Origin of the sequence: Actinotalea sp. (assembly GCF_041597215.1) — a bacterium.
Lineage (GTDB): Bacteria > Actinomycetota > Actinomycetes > Actinomycetales > Cellulomonadaceae > Actinotalea.
Genome location: NZ_JBFHHB010000255.1, coordinates 1 through 4,388, shown reverse-complemented (window position 1 = coordinate 4,388; position 4,388 = coordinate 1). Strand labels below are relative to the sequence as shown.

General features: G+C 74.5%; 4 protein-coding genes. All 4 read left to right on the top strand.

Annotated elements, in window-relative coordinates; genetic code table 11:
* On the top strand, nt 1–704 hold a 704-nt coding region (locus ABWK99_RS14005), incomplete at its 5' end, for a polyprenyl synthetase family protein (RefSeq protein WP_372595317.1).
* A 121-nt stretch (nt 705–825) separates the two neighbouring features.
* The gene (locus tag ABWK99_RS14000) at nt 826–1,656 is read left to right on the top strand and encodes a PP2C family serine/threonine-protein phosphatase (RefSeq protein WP_372595316.1); all 831 of its coding nucleotides are present in this window, start codon (nt 826–828) and stop codon (nt 1,654–1,656) included.
* Nucleotides 1,653–2,978 (top strand): FHA domain-containing protein, encoded by a 1,326-nt coding sequence (locus tag ABWK99_RS13995; RefSeq protein ID WP_372595315.1) that lies wholly within the window; start codon nt 1,653–1,655, stop codon nt 2,976–2,978. The genes ABWK99_RS14000 and ABWK99_RS13995 overlap by 4 nt, the downstream gene beginning before the upstream one ends.
* Nucleotides 2,975–4,388: serine/threonine-protein kinase (locus ABWK99_RS13990; protein WP_372595314.1), on the top strand; the 1,414-nt coding region annotated here is incomplete at its 3' end. The genes ABWK99_RS13995 and ABWK99_RS13990, both read left to right, overlap by 4 nt.

The following is a 4,388-nucleotide window of genomic DNA, read 5'->3' as shown; positions in this document are numbered from 1 at the left end:
GGAGGGGGGCGCCGTCGGCGCACGAGGTCTGGGGCAACCACGTCGCGATCCTCACCGGGGACCTGCTGTTCGCCCGCGCCTCCTCGACGGTCGCCCGCCTCGGCACCGACGCCGTGCTCATCCACTCCGAGACCTTCGAGCGGCTCTGCCTCGGCCAGCTGCACGAGACCGTGGGGCCGGGGGACGGGGACCCCGTCGCGCACTACCTCCAGGTGCTCGCCGACAAGACGGGCTCGCTCATCGCGACCTCTGCCCGCTACGGCGCGCTCTTCTCGGGCTGCGACGAGGCGACGGTCCGGACGATGGCCACCTACGGCGAGAAGATCGGCCTGGCCTTCCAGCTCGCCGACGACGTGATCGACCTGACCTCGAGCGGGGGCGAGACGGGCAAGACGCCCGGTACCGACCTGCGGGAGCGGGTGCCCACCATGCCGGTCCTCCTCCTGCGGGCCCGCGCAGCGGCTCCCGACGCCGCGGAGGGTGACGTGGAGCTCGTCCGGCTGCTCGACGGCGACCTCTCGGACGACGAGGCACTCGCCAGCGCCGTCGCCGCGCTCCGCGGCCACCCGGTGGTCGCCGAGACGCGAGCGCTGGCCACCGCGCGAGCCGAGGAGGCGGTCCTCGCGCTCGGTACGCTGCCCCAGGGTCCCGTCCGGGACTCGCTCGAGTCGTTCGCCCGGTCCCTCGTGGAGCGCGCTGCCTGAGATGTCACCCGTTCGGCCTCATGTCGGGCGCGGAACGTGCCGATGTCGTGGGTCGGACCCGTCATGCGGAGGGGGGTGAGCTGTGCGGACGACCTGGGGTTCGGCGACCGATCGAGGACGGGTGCGCCGACTCAACGAGGACTCCCTGCTGGCCTACCCCCCGGTGTTCGTGGTCGCGGACGGCATGGGCGGCCACGCCGCCGGTGACGTGGCGAGCCGGATCGCCGTCGAGGAGTTCGCCGGTCTCGCGGGACGGGCGACGGTCACCGCCGACGACGTGCACGAGTGCGTCGGGCGGATCTCGCAGCGGATCCGCGGTTCGGTCGGCGAGCGCAGCGCGGGGACCACGGTGGCCGGGGTCGCCGACGCGAGCACCGCCGACGGGTCGTACTGGCTGGTCTTCAACATCGGCGACTCCCGCGTGTACCGCTGGGCCGCCGGGACGCTCGAGCAGATCAGCGTCGACCACTCCGTCGTGCAGGAGCTCGTCGAGCGCGGAGAGCTCGCGCCGGGGGGCGCGGGCAGCCATCCGGACCGGCACGTCATCACCCGTGCCCTGGGGACGGACCTCGAACCCGAGCCGGACTACTGGCTCCTGCCGGCCGGCCCGTCCGACCGGATCCTCGTCTGCTCCGACGGCCTCACCTCGGAGCTGCCGGACGAGGACCTGCGGGAGATCCTCTCCTCGGTGCGCGACCCGCAGAACGCAGCGATCGCGCTGGTCGACGCCGCCGTGCGGCGTGGTGGCCGGGACAACGTCAGTGCCGTCGTCGTCGACGTCGCCACCGGCGCCCGGCCAGAGGACGTCGAGCGCACCTGGGACACGCCGGCCCGGCGCTCGGGGCAGAGCGCGGACCTGGGCGCCGTCGAGGACACCCACGAGAACCTTGCCGACGCGGCGCGCCGCAGGAGTGCGCGCCGCCCGGTGACCTGGATCGAGGAGGACAGATGATCGTTCCCGCCTACAGTCCCGGCTCGTGGTGGGTCGCCGTCGACGACGGCGGCTGCGTGGCCCTGCCCGGCGAGGCCGACAGCGCGACGGTCGCCGCCCTGTGGCGGGCCCTGCGCGACGGGGCGGGCCTCGCCGAGCTGCTCACCGACCTGCTGCGCCCGGGGATCTCCGCCGTGCCTCCGTTCGTCCTGGTGGATGTGCAGGGGCGCACGGTGCACGCGGTGGTCCGCGGTGACGTGGTCGTGGAGGTGACCACCGGGGAGGGGACGCGCACGATCAGCGGCGCACGCATGACCACCTGGACCGAGGCCGTGCTCGGAGACGCGCGACGTCTCGTGGTGCGCATGCCCGACGCGCAGGAGCCCGACGCGTCCGTCACGATCCCCCTGCTCTCCGGGGTGGTCCGCGCGGGACGGCTCGTCGTCGACCTCAGCGCGGCGGAGCAGTCCGGACCGGGAGCAGGGGAGGGTGCGTCCGTCTCCGGCACGGGACCTGAGCCGGTGCCCGCCCCCGCCCCGCAGGCGACCCCGACCGCCGCTCCCGCCCCTGTGCTCTCGGTCGTGCGGCCTGCTGCGCCGCCGTCGGCAGCCGACGAGGAGCAGGAGCCGGGTGACGAGCCGGTGCCCGCATGGGCGAGGGTCCGGCCGCTGCGGTCCGAGGCCTCGGGGGTCGTGCTCGAGGAGGTCAGGGAGCGGGCACCGGAGAGCGGACCCGCCGAGGAGGACCACCTCACCGCAGGAACGGCGCCCGTGCCGATCGTGCGGACCGCCCCGGGCCGTTGGCGTGAGCAGGACCCCGCGGAAGCGCCCCCCGCATCGGCACCTGTCGTCGGTCCCGACCCGGACGACGACGGCGGTCACGGCCAGGACCACGACGGGCTCACCGTGCTCAGCTCGGACGTCGTCGCCCTGCGTCGACAGCTGCCGGAGTGGGCAGGGGACGCCGTCCCCTCGCTCGCCGTGCCGACACCGCGCAACCCCGCTCCCGCCAAGCTCGTGCTCTCCACCGGTCTCGTCGTCTCGCTCAACCGTCCGGTGCTGCTCGGCAGGGCGCCGCAGGTGACCCGTGTCTCCAACAACGAGATCCCGCGGCTCGTCACGTTGGCGAGCCCGAACCAGGACATCTCCCGCACGCATGCCGAGGTGCGCATGGACGGGGAGGACGTCGTGGTCACGGACCTGCGCTCGACCAACGGCGTCCTGCTGCTGCGCCAGGGCGCGGGTCCGCAGCGGCTGCATCCTGGCGAGCCGACCGTCGTGGAGCCGGGGGTCGTGGTCGACCTGGGTGAGGGCGCGACCTTCCTCGTGGAGGCCGGTGGGTGAGCTCACGACGCGAGCCGTCGACGCCGCCTGAGATCCCCGGGTACGAGTACGTCCGACTCCTGGGGATGGGCGGCTTCGCCGACGTCTTCCTCTACCGCCAGCTGATGCCCCGTCGGCCCGTGGCGGTCAAGGTGCTGCTCGCGAGCTCCCTCGACGACCTGACGCGGATGAGGTTCCGGACCGAGGCGGACCTGATGGCCTCGCTCTCGCACCACCCGTCGATCGTCACCGTCTTCCAGGCCGATGTCGCCTCGGACGGGCGGCCCTTCCTCGTCATGGAGTACTGCTCGCGGCCGGGCCTCGCCGAGCGCTACCGCGCCGAGCGGATGGGGGTCGCGGAGGTCCTGCGGATCGGCATCCGGCTCGCCTCTGCCGTCGAGACCGCGCACCGGGCAGGCATCCTGCACCGTGACATCAAGCCGGCGAACGTGCTCACGACGGACTTCGGCTGGCCGGCACTGACCGACTTCGGCATCGCCGCGACCGCCGGCCTCGCCGCCGGTGCCGCGGTCGGCATGTCGATCCCCTGGGCGCCGCCGGAGATGCTCGCCGACGAGCCCAGGAGCGACGAGCGCTCGGACGTCTACTCGCTCGCGGCGACCATCTACTCGCTGCTGGCACGACGCTCGCCGTTCGAGCTCCCCGACGGCCCGAACGGGGCGGCCGACCTCATCGTCCGGATCGAGCGGTCCGCCGTGGCCTCGACGGGACGCGGCGACGTCCCTGCCTCCCTCCATGACGTCCTGACCCGCGCCATGGCACGCATGCCGGAACGCCGCTACCCCTCGGCGATCGCCCTTGCCCGTGCCCTGCAGCAGGTCGAGGCCGAGCTCATGCTCCCGCTGACCCCGCTGGACCTGCCGGACGAGTTCGGTGGCGCGGTCGTCGAGGCAGGGGAGGGGGAGGCGGACCAGGCCACCCGGCTGCGACCGGTCCGCTCGATCTCCCCCCAGGACCCGTCGGCGCAGCCCGCGGGTGAGCCCGTGGCGGGGAGCCCAGCCCTCGCCGAGCAGGTCGGTGCGGCGCCCGGCCCCCAGCAGGCCGTCCCGCCCACCGATCCGGACGACGTCCCCGAGCGCTGGCGGCGGGACCTCGAGGCGCTCCTGGCCGCGCGCGCGGCCGAGCCGCAGGAGCGGCGACCGCGTCGTTCGCTCGCCACGATCGTCGCCGGTGCCGGCATCCTCGCGATCCTCGCCGCGGCCGCGGTCCTGACCTTCTCCCGGCCGGGCCCCGCCCCGGCAGCGCCGACCGCGACCGGGACCCCGACCGCCGTGCTCCGCGCGGTCCCCTCGCCCGTCGAGCTGACCGGGCTGGTCGAGTCCGGGACGGCGGTCTTCACGTGGACGAACCCCGACCCCGAGCCAGGGGACCGCTACCTCTGGGGGGTCGCGAGCGTCGGCGCGCCGACGC